Raw genomic sequence first — 2,520 nt, forward strand, 5'->3', positions numbered from 1 at the left:
ACCTGAACTCTGCATATTAGGTAACCTTGAAAGGCGCAATAAACCAAGGATCTTTTAAAATTACCCTTTTTTGCCAAAGAAGGTCATTGCTTGATCAAAGGTCTTATTGCTACGCTTATAGGCATCATATAGTTGACGAGCCTCTGCCTGTTCCTTTTCTGATAACAGGTTTCTTAGCTCATTCTCCATTTTTTCAAGCCTGGTTTTAGTTCTTTCAATTTTAGCTTGAAGTTGAGCAATATTTCGTTCACAAACAGCTTGGCTCTTATACTTAGGCATATTCGCATCCTTCTAAAGAGGAATAAGAATCACTCTCATCATCATCTGAGCATAAATCTTCCCAGATAGACTCACTATCTGCTGGCATATCTTCCTCATTACAAAACTCATCATCCAGTAGTTGTTCTAGACTATCTGGGGTTTTATTTTTCGCTGGTAAGGCTGCAAGGATGTTTGATACATCAATTGAAGTTTTAATTAGATCTTGAATACTAATACCAAAGACAGACAAGATCTGTTTTTGTGCCTTGGTTAAACCATAAAGAAGTCTATATGAACCATTTGGTGCACGTGTAATACGAATCTTCTCTAACTCACGAATTGCTGCTGGTACATTTAAGTACTTACAAGATTTTCCTTGGCTTAATAATTCGTCCTTTAGTAGTGAGTACATTCTGCTTCTTAAAATTAAAGCAATGAACTCAATAAACATTTTGCCACGCAATGCTGCATCGGAGTGAATTCTGTAGCTATTACCGCCAATAAAGCTTTTTCCAAAGCAGAATAATTTCTCTGATCCATCCCTATTAGAGTATATTTTGTAGGCAGTCTTAGCATCCATAGGCTCTGAGGTAACTATGGCGAAGTATCCGCATAGCCCCAAATGCTCCTCAATACTTTTCTCATTGCGAGAGAAAGATATTAAGTCTCCTTTAGATATATTAAGATTAAAGAACTTAGAGTGTTCTGCAGTTGGTGCAAATTTACGGTTTACGTGCTTTGTTAGAGTTCGTTCCATTGCATCAATATTATCTAGGAAATTTTGAGCAGTTTGTCCTCCAGTGGAGAGGCTGTGGTAGATATGAAAGTATCTTTGTTTGCCACAGAACTCTTCATGAACAGTAATGCCAAATAAGTCACCAGATATTTGATTAGCAATCTTCTTTTCAAAAGTGCCAATTTTGTCCTGAATCATAGGAGCAACAAGAGTTTTAAAGCCCTTTACCATTAGGACAAAATCATATCCTTTCTCATCCAAATAATTGATATTAGCTAAGGAAAAATAACCTCGATCGATGATGAATCTTAGATTTTCGTAGCCCAAATCATCGGCCATATCAATAGCAAAAGTTAGCTGACTGACATCAGGTATGGAGCCAGGGTATGCCTCATAAAACAACGGAAACTTATTTTCAGGATCATATGCAATAGCAGTGTTAATGATCTTAGTTCCCTTATCAGTCTTTGCATGACCAAACTCAGCAAACTCAAGATCTCCAGCTTGAGTGTTCTTATTTGTACTGTCATAAGAGATATTGATTTTCTTATCTTTTGCTATACCTACATTCCATGCTTTAAAGAAGTCAGATATAGTCCCTTGCGTAATTGTACGCAAGTGACGTGAGATCGTACTGTCGCTATAGATACGCATGTTTTTGGTAAATAGGCTATGATCCCATGCATATGCAGGGTAGTGCTGTGCCTGATTACCTTCTGTGACAATAAGATAAGTGGCAATATCAATTGTAAAGTCAGCCTTGTCCTCACCAATTGCAGTTACAAGACAATCTCTAAGGCCATAATCATTATTAATTGCCTTAACTACAGCATATGGCCCAATAATTAAAGAGTCAGCTCTTTCAGGCGCTGGTAACAGTTCTTGCTCTAAAGGTTGCTGACATTCATTAGAGTGAGCGTTTGATGTCTCCTGTAAGTTAGAAGCTTGAACAGAAGTGGTAATGCTGCTATCAACATCAGGTACAGGCAATAGTTCTTGCTCTAAAGGTTGCTGACATTCATTAGAGTGAGCGTTTAATGTCTCCTGTAAGTTAGAAGCTTGAACAGAAGCAGTAATGCTGGTATCAGCATTTTGTTTCTTTGACTTATCTTCTACATTAGGCAGGTTTAAGTCAATATTAGGAAAGAACTCAGAAAATCTCTCATTAGGAATCATTTTACAAGGATTATCAGGACAAACCTTGCCTATTGTGACTCTTACAGGATTTGATTTTTTGGTTTTACTGTTATAGGAGCGAGATACTGTGAATAGGACATATGTGCACAAACACTTTTTTTGTAAAACAATGTGACCAGTGCATGTAGGTATGTCAACAACAGTATCGAGCATCATAATGAAATCCTTTATAGAGGTTACCGGTAACCTACTATTATAAACCATATTTTTCAACTAAAACAAGTGATATTTTACAAAATTTAAAAAAAATATCACTAATATTGAAGTATATAAATAGTTAGTCTTTAGGTTACTTTTGTAATGCTATAATTGCAGAGTTCAGGTAA

At 36.4% G+C, this 2,520-nt stretch carries 2 protein-coding genes; both read right to left on the reverse strand.

Annotated elements, in window-relative coordinates; genetic code table 11:
• Window positions 1-60: 60 nt before the first annotated feature.
• Window positions 61-279: a hypothetical protein gene (locus MXE38_RS12055; protein WP_246915415.1), complete on the reverse strand. Its 219-nt coding sequence runs from the start codon at window positions 277-279 to the stop codon at window positions 61-63.
• Window positions 272-2,350, reverse strand: a complete 2,079-nt coding sequence (locus MXE38_RS12060; RefSeq protein WP_246915417.1) for a transposase — start codon at window positions 2,348-2,350, stop codon at window positions 272-274. The genes MXE38_RS12055 and MXE38_RS12060 overlap by 8 nt, the downstream gene beginning before the upstream one ends.
• Window positions 2,351-2,520: the final 170 nt, after the last annotated feature.

It is taken from the genome of Anaerobiospirillum sp. NML120448 (genome assembly GCF_023050945.1).
In the GTDB taxonomy this organism is placed as follows: domain Bacteria; phylum Pseudomonadota; class Gammaproteobacteria; order Enterobacterales; family Succinivibrionaceae; genus Anaerobiospirillum.